19 protein-coding genes are annotated in these 23,359 nt (G+C 40.9%); 9 read left to right on the plus strand and 10 right to left on the minus strand.

Going from position 1 to position 23,359, the window contains the following annotated elements:
* Positions 1-49: 49 nt before the first annotated feature.
* Together arsJ and hrpB are read left to right on the plus strand one after the other, a co-directional pair.
* A complete protein-coding gene (gene arsJ, locus ON073_RS06105; protein WP_274761042.1) occupies positions 50-1,258 on the plus strand; it encodes an organoarsenical effux MFS transporter ArsJ in 1,209 nt (402 codons plus the stop codon).
* Positions 1,259-1,288: 30 nt separating this feature from the next.
* Positions 1,289-3,685, plus strand: coding sequence for an ATP-dependent helicase HrpB (hrpB, locus tag ON073_RS06110; RefSeq protein ID WP_274760985.1), 2,397 nt, complete (start codon positions 1,289-1,291; stop codon positions 3,683-3,685).
* Positions 3,686-3,712: 27 nt separating this feature from the next.
* Here hrpB and ON073_RS06115 read toward each other — a convergent pair whose 3' ends face one another.
* Positions 3,713-4,135 (minus strand): DUF3429 domain-containing protein, encoded by a 423-nt coding sequence (locus ON073_RS06115; RefSeq protein ID WP_274760986.1) that lies wholly within the window; start codon positions 4,133-4,135, stop codon positions 3,713-3,715.
* Positions 4,136-4,265: 130 nt separating this feature from the next.
* Here ON073_RS06115 and ON073_RS06120 point away from each other — a divergent pair, with 130 nt between their 5' ends.
* On the plus strand, positions 4,266-4,958 hold the full coding sequence (locus tag ON073_RS06120; RefSeq protein WP_274760987.1) for a hypothetical protein: 693 nt from the start codon (positions 4,266-4,268) through the stop codon (positions 4,956-4,958).
* Between the two features lies 1 nt (position 4,959).
* Here ON073_RS06120 and ON073_RS06125 read toward each other — a convergent pair whose 3' ends face one another.
* Complete coding sequence (locus tag ON073_RS06125) at positions 4,960-6,012, minus strand: aldo/keto reductase (RefSeq protein ID WP_274760988.1); 1,053 nt, start codon at positions 6,010-6,012, stop codon at positions 4,960-4,962.
* A gap of 215 nt (positions 6,013-6,227) precedes the next feature.
* Between ON073_RS06125 and mrcB the strand changes: the two genes are divergently transcribed.
* Positions 6,228-8,510 carry a penicillin-binding protein 1B gene (gene mrcB, locus ON073_RS06130; protein WP_274760989.1) on the plus strand — a complete coding sequence of 761 codons (2,283 nt, stop codon included), beginning with the start codon at positions 6,228-6,230 and terminating at the stop codon, positions 8,508-8,510.
* 73 nt (positions 8,511-8,583) lie between these two features.
* Here the strand turns inward: mrcB and hemL are convergent, their stop codons facing one another.
* The 4 genes from hemL to ON073_RS06150 are packed head-to-tail and all read right to left on the minus strand — an operon-like array spanning position 8,584 to position 13,102.
* Complete coding sequence (gene hemL / locus ON073_RS06135) at positions 8,584-9,864, minus strand: glutamate-1-semialdehyde 2,1-aminomutase (RefSeq protein ID WP_274760990.1); 1,281 nt, start codon at positions 9,862-9,864, stop codon at positions 8,584-8,586.
* A 19-nt stretch (positions 9,865-9,883) separates the two neighbouring features.
* Positions 9,884-10,900, minus strand: coding sequence for an aspartate carbamoyltransferase (locus tag ON073_RS06140; RefSeq protein ID WP_274760991.1), 1,017 nt, complete (start codon positions 10,898-10,900; stop codon positions 9,884-9,886).
* A 48-nt stretch (positions 10,901-10,948) separates the two neighbouring features.
* Positions 10,949-11,383, minus strand: a complete 435-nt coding sequence (locus ON073_RS06145; RefSeq protein WP_274760992.1) for a CopD family protein — start codon at positions 11,381-11,383, stop codon at positions 10,949-10,951.
* Between the two features lie 12 nt (positions 11,384-11,395).
* Entirely contained in the window at positions 11,396-13,102 is a 1,707-nt protein-coding gene (locus ON073_RS06150; RefSeq protein ID WP_274760993.1) for a chloride channel protein, read from the minus strand.
* Positions 13,103-13,320: 218 nt separating this feature from the next.
* Between ON073_RS06150 and erpA the strand changes: the two genes are divergently transcribed.
* From erpA to ON073_RS06170, 4 genes are all read left to right on the plus strand, one after another.
* Entirely contained in the window at positions 13,321-13,659 is a 339-nt protein-coding gene (erpA, locus tag ON073_RS06155) for an iron-sulfur cluster insertion protein ErpA (protein WP_274760994.1), read from the plus strand.
* Between the two features lie 181 nt (positions 13,660-13,840).
* Complete coding sequence (locus tag ON073_RS06160; RefSeq protein ID WP_274760995.1) at positions 13,841-14,929, plus strand: efflux RND transporter periplasmic adaptor subunit; 1,089 nt, start codon at positions 13,841-13,843, stop codon at positions 14,927-14,929.
* Between the two features lie 9 nt (positions 14,930-14,938).
* On the plus strand, positions 14,939-18,055 hold the full coding sequence (locus ON073_RS06165; RefSeq protein WP_274760996.1) for an efflux RND transporter permease subunit: 3,117 nt from the start codon (positions 14,939-14,941) through the stop codon (positions 18,053-18,055).
* 589 nt (positions 18,056-18,644) lie between these two features.
* Positions 18,645-18,884: a helix-turn-helix domain-containing protein gene (locus ON073_RS06170; RefSeq protein WP_038642742.1), complete on the plus strand. Its 240-nt coding sequence runs from the start codon at positions 18,645-18,647 to the stop codon at positions 18,882-18,884.
* A gap of 44 nt (positions 18,885-18,928) precedes the next feature.
* Here ON073_RS06170 and ON073_RS06175 read toward each other — a convergent pair whose 3' ends face one another.
* The 4 genes from ON073_RS06175 to ON073_RS06190 are packed head-to-tail and all read right to left on the minus strand — an operon-like array spanning position 18,929 to position 22,694.
* The gene (locus ON073_RS06175) at positions 18,929-20,293 is read right to left on the minus strand and encodes an AmpG family muropeptide MFS transporter (protein ID WP_274761043.1); all 1,365 of its coding nucleotides are present in this window, start codon (positions 20,291-20,293) and stop codon (positions 18,929-18,931) included.
* Positions 20,294-20,328: 35 nt separating this feature from the next.
* Positions 20,329-20,949, minus strand: coding sequence for a peptidylprolyl isomerase (locus tag ON073_RS06180; RefSeq protein WP_274760997.1), 621 nt, complete (start codon positions 20,947-20,949; stop codon positions 20,329-20,331).
* A gap of 12 nt (positions 20,950-20,961) precedes the next feature.
* Positions 20,962-21,522 (minus strand): YajG family lipoprotein, encoded by a 561-nt coding sequence (locus ON073_RS06185; protein ID WP_274760998.1) that lies wholly within the window; start codon positions 21,520-21,522, stop codon positions 20,962-20,964.
* A 2-nt stretch (positions 21,523-21,524) separates the two neighbouring features.
* Positions 21,525-22,694 carry a methyltransferase gene (locus tag ON073_RS06190; RefSeq protein WP_274760999.1) on the minus strand — a complete coding sequence of 390 codons (1,170 nt, stop codon included), beginning with the start codon at positions 22,692-22,694 and terminating at the stop codon, positions 21,525-21,527.
* A 41-nt stretch (positions 22,695-22,735) separates the two neighbouring features.
* Here ON073_RS06190 and ON073_RS06195 point away from each other — a divergent pair, with 41 nt between their 5' ends.
* Positions 22,736-23,347, plus strand: coding sequence for an alpha-ketoglutarate-dependent dioxygenase AlkB family protein (locus ON073_RS06195; protein ID WP_274761000.1), 612 nt, complete (start codon positions 22,736-22,738; stop codon positions 23,345-23,347).
* Positions 23,348-23,359: the final 12 nt, after the last annotated feature.

Raw genomic sequence — 23,359 nt, forward strand, 5'->3', positions numbered from 1 at the left:
ACGCCTTGGTTTAGGCGCTAAAACTTTCTTATATCTCAAACTTAAAACTATGTTAGCAGCAACAAAAACAGTTAATCAGGGTATCAAAGACTATATTCAAATCACCTTTGCTTATTGGGGGTTTACGTTAACCGATGGCGCGCTGCGCATGTTGGTGGTGCTTTACTTTCACACACTTGGTTATTCACCAATTGAAGTTGCCATGCTGTTTTTGTTTTACGAATTTTTTGGCATTGTGACAAACCTTTTTGGCGGCTGGTTAGGTGCGCGCTTTGGTTTGAAGGTTACTTTGTTTAGTGGACTATTTTTGCAAATAAGTGCGCTGTTATTACTGGCGCAAACTCAGTGGTTGAGTGTTGCTTATGTCATGGCATTGCAGGCCATATCGGGTATTGCTAAAGATCTCAATAAAATGAGTGCTAAAACCGCAATTAAACAGTTGGTACCTAAAAACGAAAATAGCACGCTATTTAAATGGGTTGCACTGCTAACTGGATCAAAGAATACGTTAAAAGGCTGCGGCTTCTTTTTAGGTGGGTTGTTGTTAGCGGTATTTGGTTATCAACACAGTTTATATATTTTAGCAGCGGGGCTTGGCGTAATTTCATTGCTGGTGGCTTTGCAACTAAAAGGGAGCCTAGAAGCAAAAGCGTATAAACCTAAATTCAGTCACATATTTTCATCAAGCAACAAAGTAAACTTACTTTCGTTTGCCCGCTGTTTTTTATTTGCCAGTCGCGATGTATGGTTTGTTGTTGCATTACCCGTTTTTTTAACCATGCAAGCCGGTTGGACAAGTACTGAAGTGGGCACCATGATGGCTGCTTGGGTCATTATTTATGGCATCTTTCAGTCAACTACGCCAAAAGCGTTTAAGCTATTGAATAAGCAAGCCAATGCGCGCGCTGCATTGATTGCGGCAATAGCGCTGTTAATGGTGATTTTACTAATGCTGTTAGCAGCTTACCTGAGAATGCCATTAGTTGATATCGCCATCTTAGGACTGATACTCTTTGCAATTATTTTTGCCATTAACTCTGCCATTCATTCTTTTTTGATTGTGCATTATGCCCGTGATGAAGGTGCATCAATGGATGTTGGGCTTTATTATATGGCGAATGCTTGCGGCAGGTTATTTGGTACTGTGTTATCTGGAGTGATTTATCAGCAGTTCGGACTCGTGGCTTGTTTGATTGTTAGCGGCTTATTTGTTGCGATTTGCTTGCCGATTACTGCGAAATTAACACAAAACAGTTAAACTTCAGCAAAAAATTGTTGGACGTTAGTTTTGCTACCTATTCAAAGTGTTTATCACACACTAGTTACTGAATTATCAAATAACGAGCGAGTTGTATTGCAGGCGCCACCGGGTGCCGGTAAATCAACTTGGTTGCCGTTACAGCTAATCAAAGATAACCACTTTAAACGTATTATTATGCTTGAGCCACGTAGGCTCGCTGCGCGAAATATCGCAAGCTTTCTGGCTGAATGCTTAGATGAACCATTAGGGCAAACCATAGGTTTACGCATTCGCGGTGAAAGTATTGTTAGCAAACAAACGCGCTTAGAAATTGTCACCGAAGGCATGCTCACTCGCATGTTACAAGACGATCCTGAGTTAAACGGGGTCGATTTAGTTATTTTCGATGAGTTTCACGAACGCTCAATTCAGGCTGAAACAGCATTGGCACTGGCATTTGAGGTGCAACTGGCGTATCGCGATGATTTAAAATTGCTGATCATGTCTGCAACCTTAGATGGTGAGCGGCTATCAGCAGAGTTTGATGCGCCTTTAGTACAAAGTGAAGGTCGTCAGTTTCCAATTTCTGAAGTTTATACACCGCTTACTAATGAAGCTGATTGGCTGTCACAAATTGCGCCGCTTACACTTAAAGCGATGGCTGAGCAAACGGGCAGTGCTTTAGTTTTTTTACCGGGTGTGAAAGAAATTAAAGCCGTTGAAAGCGCCTTACTTGATGCTAAAAATGCAGGGCTTATTGAGCAAAATACCGCTATTTATGCGCTTTTTGGCAAGCAAGATAAAAAAACGCAGCAAGCAGCGCTAAAACCGTGTGAAGGTGATAAACGCAAAATCGTGCTGACCACGAATGTTGCTGAAACCAGTTTGACCATTGATGGCATTCGAATTGTGGTGGATTCTGGTAAAGAGAAAATTACCCAATACAATGTAAAAAATGGCATCAGCCAATTGCTTACTGTAAATATTGCTAAGTCTTCTGCAGTTCAACGCGCGGGTCGTGCCGGTCGAATCGAAGCGGGTGTTGTTTATCGCCTTGGTAGTAAAGAGCTGTTTGAACGCCGTGCTAATCACACAACCCCAGAAATATTACGAAGCGATATTAGCCAACTTGTTTTAGAGTGCGCTAATTGGGGGACGCACATCCATGATTTAGTGCTGCTTGATAAACCAAGCGCAAAACAAATAGCTGCAGCAACTGAGTTATTGCTGATGCTTGAGGCGATAGACGGTGATGGCAAAATCACTTCGCTTGGCAGAAAAATTTTAAGTTATGGTACTGAACTTCGCTTTGCCCATATGTTGATTAAAGCCGAGCAGCTCGATGCGGATTACCCTGGTATTTATCATTTAGCTGTTTACTTGGTCGCACTTTTTACCAGTCAAACGAATCGCAGCAGTGATATTGCAACAGGGCTTAACCTGCAACTTAATACGCCGCATGGGAGTTTTGAAAAAGAACTGACACTTTGGCTTAAACGCTTAAAGTTAAAACTTGCATTTCCTGATAGAATTGCACAAAAGCGCGGAAATGGCCTGCGTTTAGCTAACGGTGCAGGTGCCACGTTACATTCCGATTTTCCGCTGCAAGACCCTTTGCTTTGTATAGGCGATATGGGTGGTGCCACTGGGCAGCATGTATTTAATGCCTGTAAATGTGATTTAACACTGATTGAAAGTGCACTACCTTATTTGTTTTCGAATAAAAATATTGCACAGTTTGATGAAAATGCTGGGCGCTTTATTGCTGAAACCCATTACTGTTTGGGGCAACTCGTACTTTCGCGAAAACCAAGCAGTAAAACCGTAAGTGCTGATGAAAAAGCCGCTGCGTGGTGCGCCATTATCGCTAAAAAAGGCTGGCAATTAATTACCTTAGATGAAGATGCTGAGCAATATATAGTGAGGCTAACGCTTGCGCATAAATATTTGCCAAATGAATTTCCAGCCATCAATAAACAGTTTTTATTTGAGAGCTTGGCAAGCTGGTTGGCACCTTATCTACGCGACGTAAATAGCCTTACGGCACTTAAAAAAGTAGCGATTTTACCTGCGCTTGAAAACCTAATTGATTGGCAACAGCAAACGCGTTTAGATGAGCTGTTGCCCGAACGTCTTGTTGTACCAACGGGATCAAAACTAAAAATTCACTATCAAGTTGATGGACCAGCAAAGCTCGCAGTGAAAATGCAGGAGATGTATGGTGTTGCCACTACGCCAACCCTTGCTGGTGGTCATTTAGCGCTTGCTATCGAGTTACTGTCACCCGCCATGAGGCCACTGCAAATTACTCAGGACTTAGCAGGTTTTTGGGCATCGAGCTATCGTGAAGTGCAAAAAGAAATGAAAGGACGCTACCCTAAACATTTTTGGCCGGATGATCCCGCTAATGCTAAGGCAACTAACAAAGTAAAAAGCAGAATGTAACTTCACTCTGCTTTTTTGCGGTATAAGTTAAATTTGGGTCACGTTATGATGCAGTTGTGCTGCAAAGAATAAATGACACACTAATACCACCCCAGTAATGCGCTCACGCATGCGCTGATAATCAGGCGCTAAAATCGGCCAATCCTCTGTGCGTTTTTGTAATGCCAATATAAACACATAGCATACACCTAAATAGAGTAGGGCGAGTTTAGTGTCGAAGAGGGCAAGTGCCAGCGTTGGAATTGTCGGTAACACTACCAGCCAGTTAAACTTATTGCTATTTGATGTACGCCATAGGCTGCCAGCCACAAAACTCATAATGCTAATGCTGTAAAATAAAAACGCTTGGCTTAATAATGGGTTTTCAAATAAAAAGTGGGCACCTACTAACAATAAAAATGGCACTAAGCCAAGATAGCCCAAAAATGTTTGATTGTTGTATTTAGACATAAGCATACTTCGCAATGGAGATTAATAGTGATTGTACGCGAGAATAATCGAATTTGTTTAGTTTATTATGGATTTAGATAAACTAGCTTTGTTATGCTGTTTAGAGTTTAAGCTCTATTTTGGCGGTTAAGTGGGTACTCTTCAACAAACGCAAGATTTTAGCTGGCCAAATAACTGGCTTAATGATGCACATATTAGCGAACTAAAATTAATTTTTGCTAGTTGTTTTAAAGGCATTTCATGCGATGAGTATTATTTAAAATACTTTGAAGATAGCAAAGCGTTTAAGCGCGTGCTGCGCCTTTATTATGCTGATGAACGTATTGTCGGTTATTGCTTACTTACCTTTGAACGCTCAAATAAAAAGGTGTTAATTCGTGCATCTGCGGGGTTTTATCCTAAATTCCGACAAGGTGGCAATACGTTAGGGTTTTCTATTCGACAGGCATTTAAATACTGGTTAACGCATCCTTGGCAGCAAATTTATTATGCCGATACTATGCTCAGCCCTGCAATGTATCGTGCAATAGCTAAACGTGTGGCAATAGCCTATCCCAGCAAGCAGTTTTTAGACGCTGGGCAATCTTTGTTTGCGTTGTTTAACGCTTCAGGCATAGAAAGTCGCTATACAAAAACCACCTGCTTAGTGAAAACAGGGCGCAGCAGTAATTACAATGCACAAGAGTTGGACGCCTTTTTTTCAAGTGATAAACCTGAAATTACGTTTTATTGTAAGGCAAACCCAGACTTTGCATCTGGGATTGCGTTGTTTGTTATTATTCCCGTAAACCTAAAGCAGTTAGTGCTTACGCTTTTTAAGTAGACTAGTAAGGCAGCGGGTATTTACGCCAAATTTCATCGACTTGTGCCATAAAGTCAGCTGGCAGGTTGAGTTCAAATGCTGCCACGTTTTCTTGCAATTGGTTAAGTGTCGTTGCGCCAATGATGGTCGATGTTATGCCATCAACTTTATCACACCAAGCCAGTGCCAGTTGGCTAGGTGTAATGCCTAACTTTTTGGCAAGTTGACAGTATTCTGCAACGGCTTGCTGTGAAAATTCTGTATCCCTAAATAACCCTTGACGCTGAATAAGTGTCCAGCGGCTGCCTTCAGGGCGTGCATTATTGAGGTATTTACCGCTTAGCATGCCAGTTGCCAGTGGCGACCAAGGTAAATAGGCAATGTCTTCGTGCACGCAGTGCTCAATTAAATACGGCCAATCTTTTGCGTGCAGTAAATTAAACTCATTCTGAATCGATACTGGTCTTGGCAAATTATGTTCTTTGGCAAGTTCAATAAACGTATGAATACCCCAAGTGGTGTCATCTGACAGACCAAAATGGCGGATTTTCCCAGCTTTAATACAGTGGTCAAGCCCCTGCAAAATATCGAGCATTTGTGCTTTATGTGCCTTTGTATCGACATCAGTAAAACTAATCTGATTTGGTCTATGCTTTGCGAAATGCGGTGAAGTACGATTTGGCCAATGTAACTGATATACGTCGATGGTATCGATTTGTAGGCGTTTTAAAGATGCATCAACAGCGTCAATAACCGCTTGACCAGTGATGTCAGAGGCATTTCTTACCCAAGGTAAACCATTGCCTGCAATTTTGGTTGCAATCACCCAGTCATTTCGTTTTTGTGGGTTTTTAGCAAAGTAATTACCAATGATTTCTTCTGTTTTACCGTAAGTTTCTGGTGTGGGGGGCACAGCATACATTTCAGCTGTATCCATAAAGTTGATACCACATTCACTGGCAAAATCAATTTGCTGATCGGCATCTTGTTGGTTGTTTTGCACACCCCATGTCATGGTGCCTAAACAAATACGAGAAACATCAAGATTGGAACTGCCTAATTTTGCGTATTTCATAGCTATCCTTCTGATTTTTAGAATGAGTTTTTAGAGTAACGCTTTGCTGTTATTAATTCTGATGATTTTGTCTGAGCCTGTTACCAAGCGCAGTTTGTTTAATGCACAACAAAGAATCATTTGAAAGTTATAATGGGGGTTTAAAGTGGTATTGGCAATGAAATGCGATACAAAAATCGGTATGATTAACACGATTTTTCTCAATTCTAAGTGCAATGACAGATAAAAAGAAACCAGCTAAAGCCACAACAGCAAAAACGGCCAGCAAAAAGAAACCTCGCGCGAAAAAACAAGCTCCAACTCGTAATCAACCGAGTTGGATTAAACGTATTGCCGTTTTTTCATTTAAGCTTGGTATTGGCCTATGTTTGGCACTTGCCCTTTATTTGATTTACTTAGATAGCAAAATAAGCCACAAATTCGAAGGCAACAAATGGCAGTTGCCAGCGCAAATTTACGCGCGTGCGATGACCTTCTACCCGGGCCAGTATTTATCAAAAGATGAGGTGATTTGGGAATTGCAGCGTCTAAATTACTCTGAAGTTAATCGTATTAATAATACTGGGCAATATGTTGTTAAAGGCAACTCTATCCGCATTTATCGTCGCGCTTTTGAGTTTTATGATGGTTCTGAGCAGCAAATGGGATTTGACTTAATCTTCGGCCCTAAAAAGCTTGCGGCGATTAAAGGTGAGCAGGGGGAAAGCTTGGCTATGGCGCGATTAGAGCCAGTGCAACTGGCGCGCTTAGCAAATGAAACCAAACAAGATCGTGAGTTTGTGCCGCTCAGTCATATTCCTAAAGTCGTACAAGAAACCTTACTTTTGGTTGAAGATCGTAATTTTTACGAGCACCATGGTGTTTCAGTATGGTCAATTGTCCGTGCCCTTGTGGCTAATATCCGTGCTGGTCGCACAGTACAAGGCGGCAGCACGCTGACGCAACAATTAGCTAAGAACTTTTATTTAAGCCGTGACCGCACCCTAACGCGTAAAATTAACGAAGCGTTAATTGCCTTAATTTTAGATTTTAGATACAGCAAAGATGAGATTTTAGAAGCCTATTTAAATGAGGTATACCTTGGTCAGTCGCGCTCGCAAGGGGTGCACGGTTTTGGTCTTGCTAGTGAGTTTTATTTTGGTAAACCGCTTAATGAAATTGAATACGACCAAGTTGCTTTATTAGTTGCGATGGTTAAAGGGCCGAGTTACTACAATCCGCGTCGCTTTAAAGAACGTACGATGGAAAGGCGTGATTTGGTGCTGCGTTTAATGGTTGAAAACGGTTTAATCTCAACGAAAAGCTACAAACTGGCACTTGCGCGCGACATTAAAATTGAGCCGCTATCACGGTTTGATATAAACCAGCATCCAGGCTATATGGATTTAGTGCGCCGCGAACTAAAAGATATTCTTGATTCGAAAGACACTATTGATGCTGGGGTACGGGTATTTACGTATTTTGATTTACAAAAACAAGCTGCGATGGAAAAGTCGTTTGAAACAGGGTTGCCTTATTTAGAACGTTTAAAATCGACTTCTAAGCTTGAGGCAGCAATGTTGTCGGTTAATGTGAAATATGGCGGTGTGTCTGCCTTGGTAGGCGCTCGCGATAGCGACTTTAATGGTTTTAACCGAGCGCTTGATACCAAGCGTAATATTGGCTCATTAGTTAAGCCAGCCATCTATATGACTGCATTTGAGTCAGGCAAATATACCCTCGGCAGCTTAGTTGATGACGAGCCTATGGAGATTAGTGATGAAGCCGGTCACACTTGGTCACCGTCTAATTTTGACCAAAGATTCCGCGGTAAAATGCCACTTTATCAGGCGTTTATTGGTTTAGATCTTGGCTTACCAGCTGTCACTGAGTCGATTAAACGCTTAGGGGTTGAGCAGTCTATTAATCAATACCCGTCGTTATTACTAGGCGCGCAAGAGCTTTCGCCTATTGATGTTGCACAGATGTATTCAACCATTGCATTTGATGGTGACTACCGCAATATCACCTCTGTTGCAGCAATTACGAATGCGGTTGGTGAGTTGATTTACCAGCATCAAAGCACACCGATAAGGCGTTTTTCACCAGCCACTAGCTATATGACCAAATACGCAATGCAAAAGGTAACACGTGAAGGCACCGCGAAACGCTTAAAATTACATTTCCCAACCATTCAGTTAGCGGGTAAAACGGGCTCAACCAATAACTTGCGTGATAGCTGGTTTGCCGGTTTTGACCAAAATACGGTAACCGTTACTTGGGTTGGTCGTGATGATAATAAACCGACGAAGTTAACTGGTAGCGTTGGTGCTTTAGAGCTTTATATTCGCTATTTGCGACAGCTCAATCCAGAATCAATCGCAACACCTAGGCCACCGTCAATTAAATGGGCGTTTGTAAATACAGAAACAGGCAAGCAAGCACCACCAGGCTGTGGCACTGTGCTTAAATTGCCGATACCAGCAGAGTTATTTAATTCACGGCCGCGCTGTAATTAACCCTAACTCGGTTTATTGACCATAAAAAACCACGCAAGTGCGTGGTTTTATAAATTAAATCTAACTTATTTGCTTAAAGCTTAGCAAATGCACGCTCTGCAGCTGCGATAGTTGCTTCAATTTCAGCATCACCGTGTGCCGTAGAAACAAAGCCCGCTTCAAACGCACTTGGTGCAAGATAAACACCTTCATCAAGCATTAAGTGGAAGAACTTTTTAAAGCGTTCTAAATCACATTCTGTTGCTTGCTGGTAAGTGGTTACTGTTTCTTCAGATGTAAAGAAGAAGCCGTACATGCCGCCAGCGTAGTTAGTCGTGAGCGGAATGCCTGCTTTTTCAGCAGCAGCTTTAAAGCCTTCACAAATACGCTTACTTTTCGCTTCAAGCTCGTCATGAAGACCGTCAACATCTAATAGCTCAAGAGCTTTTAAACCAGCAGCCATCGCAATTGGGTTACCAGAAAGCGTACCCGCTTGATAAACAGGGCCAATTGGTGCGATGTAATCCATGATTTCAGTTTTACCACCAAATGCACCTACCGGCATACCACCACCAATCACTTTACCTAAACAGGTTAAATCAGGTGTGATGTTGTAATAAGCCTGTGCACCGCCTTTTGCAACGCGGAAGCCAGTCATTACTTCATCAAAAATCAGTACTGATTTATACTCGTCACAAACTGCACGTAAACCTTCTAAGAAGCCAGCAACGGGTGGGATACAGTTCATATTACCTGCAACAGGTTCAACGATAATACACGCGATATCATCACCAAATTTAGCGAAAATTTCTTTTACTTCATCAAGCTTGTTAAACGACACAGTAAGTGTGTGCTTAGCAAAATCTTCAGGAATACCCGGTGAATTTGGCACGCCCATAGTCAGAGCGCCAGAGCCCGCTTTTACTAGGAGTGAATCAGCGTGTCCGTGATAGCAACCTTCAAACTTTAAGATTTTATCTTTGCCGGTAAAACCACGCGCTAGGCGAATTGCACTCATGGTGGCTTCAGTGCCTGAGCTTACCATGCGTACTTTTTCGATTGATGGCACGAGTGCTTTTACTTTCTCGGCCATTAGAATTTCAGTTTCAGTAGGCGCGCCGTAGCTTAAACCGTTTTCAACGGCTTCAAGCACTGCTTGCTTAATTGCACTGTGATTATGGCCTAAAATCATTGGGCCCCAAGAGCCAACATAGTCAATGTACTTGTTATTGTCGGCGTCATACGTAAATGCACCTTCAGCTTTAGTGATAAAGCGTGGTGTGCCACCTACACCATTAAATGCGCGCACTGGTGAGTTAACACCACCTGGGATAGAGGCTTGTGCTCTATCAAATAAATCTTGGCTAATTGTCATAATTTGTTCCAGCTAAGGGTTAGGTATTTTGCTTACGGCTAAACCATGGCACTTCGGTTTCATATTTGTCGACGAGACCGTCAACACCTAGCGTTAATGCAAACAGCGCCATACGTACCAGTACACCATTTTGTACTTGACGGAAAATCGCTAGGTTATCGTTACTATTTAAGTCGTTATCAAGCTCATTGGCATCACCACGGCTGTCACGCGGTAGTGGGTGCATCAATACTGAGTTAGGTTTGCAGTGGGCGTCATAAATTGCTTGGCTGATACGGAAACCACCGCGGTATTTATTTGCTTCTTCTTGTGAAGGAAAACGCTCTTCTTGAATACGTGTTTGATACACGATATCAGCAGCAAGATTGCCTTCCATTTGGCTCACGATATCAACTTGGTGGCCAGCATTAGTGACTGCATCAACAATGTAATCTGGCATTTGCAGACCATCAGGGGCAACAAGTGAAAACTTGATATCTTTGTAGTGACATAAAAGCTTTGATAGCGAATGTACGGTACGGCCGTATTTTAAATCACCGACAAGGGCAATGTGCATGCCATCAACTTTACGGTCAAAACGGGCAAGTTCTTTATCAATGGTTAATAAATCAAGTAACGCTTGTGTTGGGTGTTCATTTGGACCGTCGCCGCCATTAAGAACAGGCACCGTCGAACCGCCAGCAAACTCTGCAACGGAGTGTGCTTCTGGGTGGCGCATCGCAACGGCATCAGCGTATGATGAGATTACGCGGGCAGTATCATAAAGTGACTCACCTTTTGCTAGCGCAGAAGATTGCATTCCCGTTGTTTCACGAACGAGTCCGCCGAGTAAATTAAATGCTGTACCAAAACTTACACGAGTACGCGTGCTTGGCTCGAAAAATAAATTCGCAAGAATGGCACCTTCAAGTACCTTTGTACGTTTTTGCTTTTTCGCATAGGGTTCCATTTTTCGCGCAACATCGAAAATGGTTTCAATCGCATCGCGGTTTAACTCATTTACAGACAGAATATGTTGGCCAACAAAGTTTGACATGATTTAGGTCCTGAGCAGTTGTTTTCGGGCGCTAATATAGCAGATTTTTTAAAAACTTGGTTTCATTACTGCTAAGATCACAATCGCTAGCAATATTAAAACAGGTAATTCATTGAAAATGCGATAAAACCTATCGCTTCGTTTGTTTCTATCATGCTTAAAATCAGCAAGTAATTTAAAGCAATAGCCATGATAGATATAAAGCAGAAGTACCAGCTTCAGTTTAATGTGAAGCCAAATACTCAATTTTACCCACTCCATACCGTACATATGCATAAGGGCAATACCAAATACACCGGTTAAAACCGCAAACGGCGTTACAAAAAATAGTAAGCGTCGCTCCATAATTTTAAGCATGGCGCTGTTGCTGCGTTCTTCAGTCATTGCGTGATAAACAAATAAACGGGGAAGGTAAAATATGCCGGCAAACCAAGCCACCATAAAAAAGATATGTAGTGCTTTAATTAGTAAAAGGGTGTTCATTATTGTTATGTCCTAAAGCAGTGCGTTGCGGATCATTAAAATCTGGCGAATATCGTCCCAGCGAATAATGCCCAAAATATCATTGTCTTTAAGTTGATCATATACGTAGATAACACCAGAACGGTTGTCTCTCAGTATTTCAAAGGCATCACCTAAAGTGGCTTGACTAGATACGCCTTGCATTTCAATATAGCGAATAGTAACGCTTTCTTCTGCTGTTAAGTTTAAGTCATACTCTGCAAGGCGATAGCCATTTTCTTCATCAAAGACTATAAGTGGTGTTTGCGCATCAGCCGCATCCAAAGACTCTGCGATAAGTGCTTTATCATCGCTGTAAAGTAAATTGAATTTATCACTCATTTCCTCAATTACACCGACTTTTTGCAGCGCTTCAACCGCAGGGGATACTTGGTATTTTAAACCTTGGAAATCCAACTGTTGCAAAAATATAGAGCGGTTGCCAAAGCCTTGTAGTGCCGTTAAATAAGCCGACACAATGACTAGCATAGCTGGCACGATAATAGTATGACTTGCGGTTAGCTCCATTACGGTCATCAGTGCTGCAAGTGGTGCATTTAAAGTGGCTGCCAATAAACCCGCCATGCCAAGTACTGCGTAGGTGCCAGTAATATTTACTTCTGGATTAATAAAATGCGCAAAATAACTCATTAATGAGCCCAAGATAACGCCTAATCCAATTACGGGGCCAATGATGCCACCAGGAATACCTAAACCTAATGCAAATAAGGTCGCTAATAACTTTGCGATTAAAATAGTGGTTAGCAGTTGCACTTGTTCAGGCGAACTGACAGCAATATCAATGGCGCTCATGCCTGACCCCATTGCTTGTGGCACTAAGTAGCCAATCGCGCCAGTAATAATGCCCGCCAAGATTAAACGTGGGAACATATTTACCGATTTAAACGTACGAATTATCAGCATCAAGTTTTTGTTAAAACCATAAGCAACAGCACCGAGCACAATGCCGCAAACAATTAAATAGGGGTAATGCCAAGGCGGAATAGACTCAACTTGGATCAGCGCAAGTTCAGTGTCCGAACCAAATACAAACTGTGTAGTAATGGCACCTGTTACCGATGCCAGAATAACCGGTACGAAAATATGTACTTTATATTCTCTAAGTACTACTTCCATTACAAAAATAACCGCAGCAAGCGGTGTATTAAATGAAGCGGATATACCAGCAGCTACACCACAACCAGTTAAGGTACGCATTGCGTTATAAGGTAGGTGTAAATAACTGGCAATAACACTGGCACCTGCGGCACCCATATGAACAGAAGGGCCTTCACGGCCAACCGAAAAGCCACTAATTAACGCTACCGCGCCACCAACAAATTGGTTCACCGCATTCCAGATGGGCATTTGTCCATAATTTTGTTTAATGCGGTGAATAACATAGGGAATACCTAAGCGATAGTGCTTAAAGCCAGTTAGGTAAGCGAAAGTTGCAATAAATACCGCGGCGAGAATTGGCAATATTAATCTTTCAGTTTCAGGAAGTTGAGTGAAGTTATCGTATTCGCTAACAAAGCCGCTTTGGCCAATTAATACCACTAAGCGAAACATAATAATCAACATCGCAGCAACAAGTCCGGCAAGAACACCAAGTAACGCTAATTGAATACTCGATTTAGGACGAGCCACGACCCTACGTAAGGTCGCCAAATTATTAGTTACTTTTTGGCTAAATGTCATGCGCTTGTTGTCGGAAATTCAGTGGGATAATAGTGCTCTAATTATAACAGCATAATAGTAATAAAAAATAAGATAATTTACCCAATAGTTAATGATCTAACGCAATAAAATGGTTTAGATACATAACGACTTAATTAGTACAAAAGGCGATAGCGCTAAACTTGATTAAATTGGTCAGGTATTAGATAATTCGCCTATTCATATAGATGGGTCGAAGTATGTCTGATCAATTACCAATTAAATTTAGCGACAAAGCTGCAAATAAAGTTAAGCAGCTTATCGAGGAAGAAGAAAACCCAGCATTAAAATTACGTGTTTATGTAACAGGTGGTGGGTGCTCAGGTTTCCAATATGGTTTTACATTTGATGAGAAAACCAATCCGGGTGACCTAGAAATAGAGAAAAGCGGTGTAACTCTTGTGGTTGATCCTATGAGTTTGCAGTACTTAGTTGACGGTGAAGTTGACTATACCGAAGGTTTAGAAGGTTCTCGTTTCTTCGTAAATAACCCCAATGCAACAACAACCTGTGGTTGTGGAGCATCGTTTAGTGTTTAACGAAATTGGTTTATAAACTCAATTTAAAAATGCCACTTTTACAGTGGCATTTTGTTTTTAGGCTTTGGGAAATAAAATGAAGTAAATATGTTGAAGATGTTACATTTTTTAACTTACATATACTGTTGAGAAAGATTATCATCTATTAAGAAATTGCTGCCTATATGTGCTGGAGAAGGGAATGCACCTATTCAAAAAACTGAGTACTCAGCTCAACGAAAAACCTTACATTATTGCTGTGTTTATTACGATTTTTATTATTTTGTGGATGATGTCGGGTGGCTCAAACGCAAGCGAACAATCAACAGCAAAACCAGAGCAACGCATTGCTAAGGTGAAAGTAGAAACCCTTTATGCCAAGCCAATTAATCGCTCGCTTCAACTTTATGGTCGCACTGAACCAAATAAAGTTGCCCGTGTTGCTGCACGCCAAGAAGGTGAAGTAATTGAAATTTTAGTAAAAGAAGGCCAATTCGTTGAGCGTGGTACGGTGATTCTTAAATTGGATAAATCTGATTTAGACCAGCAAATCACAGCTGCAAAAGCCTCTTTAGCGCAAAGTGAAGTTGAATATCAAGGTGCGTTAAAACTCAAGCAAAAAGGCTTAAATGATCAATCAGCATTAGCAAGAGCAAAAGCGAGCCTTGAGCAAGCAAAAGCCAATTTAGCTAATTTAGAGCTTTCGTTAGCACGCACCGAAATTCGCGCACCATTTTCAGGAGTAATTAACCAGCGTTTAGTTGAACTTGGTGATTACTTAGGCCGTGGCGACCCAATTCTAGAGCTAGCAGATTTAAACCCTTTAATTGTGCGCGCCAACGTTACACAAAAAGAAGTGATGGGGCTAAAAGTAGGGCAAGACGTCTCTGGTTTATTTATTAATAACAAAACGTACCCAGGTAAAATTCGTTATATTGCATCTGTCGCTGATGACAATACTAATACATTTAAAATTGAAGCCGCATTTGAAAACCCAAATATGCAATATCGTGCAGGGTTTTCAACCCAACTTGATATTACCTATGATGAAGTGAACGCGATTCATTTAAGTCCAGCATTTATGGCGCTTGATGAAGATGGCAATATCGGCGTAAAAACGGTTGATAGTGAAAACCGTGTTGTGTTTTCGCCAATTGATGTTGTTAAATCAGAAGCATCCGGCGTATGGATGGCAAGTCTTGGCGACAAAGCAAATGTGATTACTTTAGGGCAGGGATTTGTGCGCATTGGTGACACAGTTGAGCCGGTTTTTGCTACAGAGCAAGAGTAGAGGTTATCTATGCGTACCCTGATTGATGCCTCATTAAGTCGCACCCGTACAGTATTATCAATTTTTATATTGTTAATTATTTCTGGCTGGGTGACTTATAAAAATATTCCAAAAGAAGCAAACCCAGATGTAACCATTCCGTTTATTTATGTGTCGATAGTGCACGATGGTATTTCGCCTGAAGATGCCGAGCGCCTGTTGGTTCGTCCAATGGAAATCGAGCTACGAGCTATTGAAGGTGTGAAGGAAATGACCGCGGTGGCAAGTGAAGGACATGCGTCTGTAACGCTTGAATTTTTTGCCGGTACAGATCCGAAAGAGGCACTTGCCGATGTGCGCGATAAAGTGTCGTTGGCAAAAGCCAAGCTGCCTTCAGAAACGGAAGAGCCTGAAGTACATGAAGTACTGATGGAAGATCAGCAACCAACGATTACTTTAACGCTATCGGGCGATATTCCAGAGCGCGGATTACTGACCATTGCACGTAATTTAAAAGACGAACTTGAATCTATTTCGAGCGTACTTGAAGTGGAAATTGGTGGTGAGCGTGAAGATATGGTTGAGATTGTTGTCGACCCACTTTTGATGGAGTCGTATGGTCTTGACCAAAGTGATATTTATAGCTTACTGACAAATAATAACCGCCTAGTTGCTGCCGGTACATTAGATACAGGTAAAGGCCGTTTTGCGGTAAAAATCCCCTCTGTTTTTGAAACCATTCAAGATGTTATGGAACAACCGGTTAAAGTATCGGGCGATAAAGTAGTGCGCTTTATGGATGTAGCGCAAATTAGACGTTCTTATAAAGATCCAAACTCAATTGCTCGTATTAATGGTCAACAAGCCGTATCACTGGAAGTTAAAAAACGTGCTGGTGAAAATATTATCGACACAGTTGATCAAGTAAAAGCCAAAGTAGAAGAAAGCAAAGTCATTTGGCCGAATCATATTAAGGTGACTTACACCGGTGATATGAGTAAAGACGTAAAAGACATGCTTTCTGATTTACAAAATAATGTACTTTCTGCCGTGCTTTTAGTGGTGATTGTGATTATTGCGATTCTTGGCACACGCTCGGCGTTTTTAGTGGGTGTAGCAATTCCAGGCTCTTTCTTAACGGGTATTTTAGTGATTGCGATTTTTGGCTTAACCGTCAACATCGTTGTGCTTTTTGCTTTAATTATGGCTGTGGGCATGCTGGTTGATGGTGCCATCGTAGTGAGTGAATTTGCAGATCGCATGATGAGCGAAGGCATGCCGCGTAAAAAAGCCTATTCGGTTGCGGCAAAACGCATGGCGTGGCCAATTATTGCGTCAACTGCTACTACCTTAGCTGCATTTGCACCGTTAATTTTTTGGCCAGGGATGATGGGTGAGTTTATGAAATACTTACCGATTACCCTAATTGCCACTTTATCAGCATCCTTACTCATGGCGCTTGTATTTGTTCCGACCATTGGTAGTTTGATTGGTAAAGTACGTCCGCTTACGGATGAACAAAAGAAAAACTTATTACGTTCGGAAGAGGGTAACTTAACAGAATTAGAGGGTGTAACTGGGCGTTATGTTCGTCTATTGGATAGCGCAATAAAACGTCCACTTCTAAGCTTGTTTGCTGCTATCGGCTTTTCAATTTTAGTGTTTTTTGGCTACGGTATGTCTGGTCTTGGTGTAGAGTTTTTCCCTGATGTTGAACCCAATGGTATTAACTTAAAAGTGCGTAGTTACGGTGATTTGTCGATTTATGAAAAAGACCAAATCATGAAAGATATTGAGCAACGCATTTTACCTGTCGAAGGTATTAAAACGCTTTACTCCCGCTCTGGTGGCAAGGACATTGTAGGTTCACTTCGCATGAATCTAAAAGACTGGGATAAACGTCGTCCTGCTGATCAAATTATCGAGGAAGTTCTTGGCAATACATCAGATTTAGCTGGCGTCGAAATTGAAATTCGCAAGGATGAGAACGGTCCAGGTGGTGGTAAAGATTTATCAATTGAACTCAGTTCTAAATTCCCCGATGCACTTAATGAAGAAGCGCGTCGAATTCGTAATGCGATAGAAAATGATGGTGCGTTTATTAATGTGGATGACTCAGGCTCAAAACCAGGCATTGAGTGGCAATTGAAACTTAACCGTGCAGATGCTGCGCGTTTTGGTGCGGATGCAACCATGCTTGGTGCCAATGTTCAAATGGTGACAAATGGCCTTAAGCTTGGTGAATACCGCCCTGATGATGTGGACGATGAAATTGATATTCGCGTTCGCTTTCCAGCAGATAAACGTGATTTAGGCAGACTTGAAACGCTGCGAGTGAAAACTCAGCACGGCCAAGTGCCAATTACTCACTTTATAGAGCGTAAAGCGGTACAAAAAGTGGATACCATTAACCGTGTTGATAGCCATCGTGTTGTAACGGTAAATGCAGATGTTAAAGCGGGAGAGCAGCTTTCCAAGGCGCTGCCTCGTTTGCAAGCGCAGTTAGAAGCACAAGGCTTAGATCCGCGTGTAAAACTTAAAGTGCGTGGCGAAAATGAAGAACAAGATGAATCTATGGTGTTCTTAGAAAAAGCCTTCTTAGTTGCGTTATTTGTGATGGGCATAATCTTGGTAACGCAATTTAATAGCTTCTATCAAGCCATGCTTATTTTAAGTGCGGTGCTTTTCTCAACCGTAGGCGTGTTCTTAGGATTAATCGTCTTGCAGCAACCGTTTGGTATTGTGATGTCAGGTATCGGTGTTATTTCGCTTGCGGGAATTGTGGTGAACAATAACATTGTATTAATTGATACCTATAATGTACTTCGCAAGCAAGGCATGGCACAACATGAAGCAATACTTCGTACAGGGGCACAGCGCTTAAGGCCTGTATTGCTTACAACAGTAACCACTATTTTGGGTTTAATGCCTATGGTGCTTCAGGTAAATATTGACTTATTTAACCGTGAGATTGCATTTGGTGCACCATCAACGCAATGGTGGGTACAACTCTCAACTGCCGTTGCAGGAGGTCTTGCGTTTGCTACCGTGCTTACTTTGGTTTTAACACCTTGTTTATTAGCACTTCGAAAAAAGCCTGTTAAATACCACGAAGCTGAAATTGTGGAACACAAACTAGCAAGCTAATTTGGTTAAGTAAAAAAGCACATAACTAAAAAAGAGCATCATTTGATGCTCTTTTTTTGTCAGTTCGTTTTTGTGATATGTAGCATTAAGGTAAAGAAGCCTAAAATCACGCAACTTAAGGCCAAAATATAGAAAAACCCTTTCTTACCTTGTTTTAAAGGGATGTTGTTCACTTTTAAAAAGTAATACCACGCAAAGCACAATAGAATAGGGAGTATAAAAAACAGTCTAATCATATAGATGAATACTTAGTTATTGTTTTAATAGGGTATAGCAAAAAACTCAATGGTGCCAGTGGGGGGAAATTGTTGCTTACTAAGAGCTAGTTAATAAGGGTTATAAAGAAAAATAATAATACTAAATTTTTATGCACTTTTAATAATTACTTATATTAAATATTTCTGTTTTTTGCATTTAGTCGCTATTCTTTGTGGATTAACCGCAAACTTTATAGGGCAATTACTCAAAATAGGTAGAATGCCTTAACTAAAATTTATACTAGATATTGTATATTTTAATCAATATTCTAAGTGTGGTTTTGTTTGGTAGATAGAAAAAGTATTTCCAATCATCAATAGGAGAAGTAATCATGATGGGGAAAACTGTTGCATCTGAAGAGAATTCGCGCCTAACACAATGGCTTAAAGTCAAACGCCAAGAGAAAGGCCACACTATGCGCAGCCTTGCACAGGTACTTGGTACACCGCATTCATTTGTTGGTAAAATTGAAAATCAAGAGCGTCGATTAGACGTAGTTGAATTTATTCGTTACTGCCAAGCGCTTGAAATTGACCCAATTGAAGGCTTAACTATTTTAAAAAGTGAATAATCATTCACTTCAATAAAATAGATTTTTAATGATGCATGGATGCATTATTGCTTTTTATAGAAGTCAGCTTCTAATGCCATTAAGCGATCTTTTATCAAATATAAAAATATCAATGATGGTATCACCATCAAGGCTGTAATTAAGAAAAACAGCGCCCAATTACCCTCAAGAAAATCGACCAGATACCCTGAAGAACCCGACAATAACGTTCTACCTAAATTACCAAGTGATGCTAATAATGCATAATGCGTAGCACTAAAGGCACGATCACATAGCATTGAAATAAACGCGACCATAGCAACCAGTGACCAAGCTTGGGTAAAACCATCCACCAAAATAGCCATTGCATAGAGGCTTTCTTTTGGCCCGACCATGGCTATTAATGAGAACATCAGATTCGATGCAGCCATAGCAATGCCACTAATAAATAAGCCTTTCACAATGCCATAGCGTGAGTTAAATAAACTGCCAAGAAAGGCAAAAATTATCGTAATTAAGCCGGTGCCAAGTTTTGAATAAGTGGCAATTTGAGAATTAGAAAAACCAACTTCTTTGTAAAATACAATCGACATACGCCCTAAAAAGGCCTCACCAATTTTAAAAAGAAAAATAAACGCCAGCAGGGCAAGGGCAGTTTTAACACCGTTGCGATTGAAGAATGAACTGATTGGTGCAGCAACTGTCACCCAAAGCCAAGCACCAACGCGTTTAACTAGAGACGAATCGTTTTGAATAAATTCTGCTTCCAATGCTTTATGTACGTATTCACGATTGGACTTGGGTTCTTTTGCTAAAAATACACCTAACATCAACGTCAACATAACCAGGGCTAAAACCAAGTAAACTTGTGTCCATTGCCAATCGGGTAAGTCAGCAATGTAAAATGGCAAAGCACCTAATAATGCATAGCCTGTCCACCAACCAGAAGTTGCCATTGTGGCGGCCGCTGTGGTTTTGTGGGTTTCATTTTCATCGAGCGTATCAATACGAAAAGCATCGATAGCAATATCTTGCGTTGCCCCTGCCAGCGCAATAACAAAGCAGCACAGTGCCACAGAATACAGCTGATTCTGGATATTTACTTGGCTTAGCCACAGCGTTGCAAACAAGATGCATACTTGGCTTAGTAAAATCCAACTACGGCGTTGACCGAGCTGTTTGTGTAACAAAGGGAGTTTTACGCGGTCGACTAAAGGTGACCACAAAAAGTTAACGCTATAACAAACAAATACAATACCAAAAAGGCCAATCATTGAGCGTGAAAGGCCTTCATCTTTCAGCCAGGCAGACATAACTGAGCCGATTAATACCCAAGGAAATCCACTGGTAATACCAAAGGCAAAAATATTGATTAATCGGCGGTCTTTAAAATAGCCAAGATACTCTGACACTGTAACCATAGTTGTTATGTTTAACCTGTTATTCTTATTATTAAATTACGTGTTTATTGAGCTGGTTCAAGTACTTGCGCTTTTAAGATAACTACGGGTTCTTTTGGAACAAAACACCAGCCAAGTTTATCGTGGCATCCTGTTTCTACACGCATTATTTTATCAAGGGTTTCAGTACCTTCAGTAACATAACCAAATACTGCAAAACCCCATTCACGACCAGGGTTTAAATGGTCATTGTCATTCATATTAAAAAAGAATTGGCGAGTGGCTGAATGTGGTTTACGGTCTTGGTAAGCCATCGCGATGGTATACATGTCATTTTTAAGACCGTTACCGCTTTCGTTGGGAATTTCAGGACCCATATAAGCGCCATCGTATTTTTTATCATAGCCACCACCTTGAATAACAAAGTCGCGCTCTTGTTCGGCATCATGTTCAACACGATGGAAAACGGTATCTTCGTAACCCCCATCTACCACATAACCTAAAAAGTTATTTACTGTGATAGGTGCTTTTCGGCGATCAAGTTCAACTACAATATCACCCATAGTGGTAGTGAGTTTGACCATTGGGTAAGCGTTATCTTTTTGAACAAATTCGCCTTTTTTAACAAGGTTGGCGCTACTGACAAAACTTGTTAGCGCAATCAATAGTGATACTAAATATTTCATTAACCTTTACTCCTAGCGGTTGATTGCGTTAATAAATTCAGGGTCGGTTACAATACGAGTAATCATTTCTTCAAGTAAGCGATTTACTTGCTGCTCTATTTTGGCTTTATCATAGCCAAGTGGTGCTTCACTCTGTTTGTTGCCTTTGTAGCGTTTTGCAAAGCGATGCTCGGTCGTTTCAATCACAACCTCTAACTCAGCTTTTGTGGTGGTAGTATGCTTGTGCAATTGCTGATTAATGATGGTATTAAGTTGCTGAATATTAACGTCGAGCGCTTTGCCCATGCCACTGTTGTTAGCGCCAACCTGTGCTAATGCTTGCTCAATGGCTGGCTTAATCGAATCTGCAATGTACTTATCGGCAAGTGCCTTTGTGCCATCGCTGTTTTTGATAGTTACCGTAGTAAAGCTGGCACGTTTATCATTGACTGATAAGCTCACATCTTGTTGTGCTGATTTTTGGTGTGTTTGCGTGTAATTTGGGCTGAAAATAAATTGCTGTGAAGTTGAGCTACAGCCAGACATTAATCCGAGAGTAATGGCGAATAGGGTAATTTTATGTTTTGAGTTCATAGTTATAATGCTCTCTTTTTAGCGCTTAAAACGACAAATTTCTTATTTGAGCCTAATAGTTTGTAGCCACCAAATAGGCGTTTTAACTTTTCATGGTAATTTAAATGACGGTTGCCAACAATACGTAATTCGCCACCTTCACGTAAACAGCGGAAGCTATCAACAAACATTTGCCACGCAATATGGTCTGTAACGGCTTGTTGTTGGTGAAATGGTGGATTACATAAAATCAAATCGGCACTGTTACTTTCTACGCCTGTCAGACAGTCATTGTGTAAAAAAGTGCAGTTTTCTAGCTGTTCTGGCAGATTTGTTGTGACATTGTGCTTAGCTGAAGCAACCGCCATAGCTGATTCATCAACAAAGGTCACAAGTGCGTTAGGGCAGCGGTCAAGAGTTGTTAATCCAATTACACCATTACCACAGCCTAAATCGACGATACGCTGTTTTTTATTGCCTTGAGGTAAGTAATTAATAAAAAAGCGAGCACCAATATCTAGCGAGTCACGGCTAAATACATTCGCGTGATTCGTAATAGTGAAAGATGATTTTTCCAATGGCCAAACTACAGGGAATTTACAATCTTGGGCTTTATTATGTTGCTTAGTTAAAATTAAACGGGCTTTTTTTACCGCTAATGAGGTTGTTGTTGGCCCAGAAAAACGCTCAAATAATTGAATTGTCGAAGAGTGAATGTCTTTTACTTTACCCGCTGCAATAATTGGCGTGTCTTGGCATAAAACTTTGCTTAATTGGCTGAGTAAAAAAGTTAGATAGCCTGCGTTTTTTGGTACTTTTATCAGCACCAAATCAATGTCGTTTGGCAGAGTGTCTAAACTTTTTAGAAAAACGGTATTGTCGCTATCAAGCTGATTTTGCTCTAAGTTGTATTGCGCGGCTTGTTCAGCTACAAAAGAATCATTCAAGTGGTAAATATATGCATTATTAAATGCACAAGCGAGCGCGCCAAACCCATCATTTATAACAAGTACTTTTGTGTTACTTGTGACCTGATGGTGTTCTTCAATATAATTAACTAAATATTCGTCTGCAGCGTCCCATGCTTGAAGGCTCGCATTTTTTTGTTTTAGCGGAAAGCGAGAAAGAGTAAAGGTTTTTTCGCCAAGCTGTGCGATTTCATTTACCTGCTGGTCTGAAGGGTATTGCGACATAACGACGTTATTAATTTAGTTGTAAAGGTGCATAGTTTATCATGGCTTGGAATGATCCTAACAGCATTGAGCGAATAAAAAAGGCAAAGTGCGTATTGCCAGATTTTTACTATTTTGAGCACTTTATTGCTGAGCCCAAAGCCAATGCGCTATATCAACAATTGCTATCACTCAATTGGCAGCAACCAACATTAACCATATTTAATAAAGCGCATACCATTCCCCGCAAGCAAATTTATATGGGGGATAAAGGCACTGGATATCGCTATTCTAACCAGTTGTTTTTACCAGAACCTTGGCATGCCAGTGTGCTTAATTTAAAAAACACCTTAAATAATTGGTTTGGTACACAATTTAATGCTGTGTTACTTAATTGGTATCGCAGTGGTGAAGATAAAATGGGTTGGCATGCTGATGATGAAGCCGAACTGGATTTCTCACCAATTATTGCGTCGATTTCAATTGGTGCTGTACGAAAGTTTAAGATACGAGAAAATAGCACAAAACAAGTAACTGACTTACCGCTTGCTAATGGTAGTTGTTTGTTAATGACCGGACGTAGTCAGGAGAATTATCAACATTCATTACCCGTGCAAAAACGGGTTGTTGATGGACGAATAAACCTGACGTTTCGCAATGTTTGTGGCGTATAATGGCGAAAAATA

It is taken from the genome of Pseudoalteromonas sp. G4, assembly GCF_028875915.1.
GTDB lineage: Bacteria > Pseudomonadota > Gammaproteobacteria > Enterobacterales > Alteromonadaceae > Pseudoalteromonas.